The sequence below is a fragment of the Psychrobacter sp. GW64-MNA-CIBAN-0177 genome, assembly GCF_040309585.1.
GTDB classification, from domain to species: Bacteria; Pseudomonadota; Gammaproteobacteria; order Pseudomonadales; family Moraxellaceae; genus Psychrobacter; species Psychrobacter okhotskensis.
Genome location: NZ_JBEOOY010000676.1, coordinates 1 through 229 on the forward strand (window position 1 = coordinate 1; position 229 = coordinate 229).

Consider the following 229-nt stretch of genomic DNA (forward strand, 5'->3'; position numbering starts at 1 on the left):
GTCAGAAAGTATTATTGGAATTTTTTATTCTTATTTTCTTCCTCCCTATAATCAAATTTCTTCCTCACTATAAATAAATAATTAAGGATAAGCCTTATGAGTAGACAAGACCATATCGACAAAATCCAAGAAGTGGTAAAAGACATAAAATTTGCCATGATGAGTACCACCAATAAAAAGGGCGATATTCATGCGTGGCCAATGACCACCAGTGAGACCAGTATTGGTG

Annotated in this window: 1 protein-coding gene; it reads left to right on the forward strand. The window is 34.5% G+C overall.

Annotated elements, in window-relative coordinates:
- Window positions 1-96 precede the first annotated feature (96 nt).
- The coding region (locus AAEY79_RS16675) for a pyridoxamine 5'-phosphate oxidase family protein (protein ID WP_352289951.1) at window positions 97-229 on the forward strand (133 nt) is incomplete at its 3' end.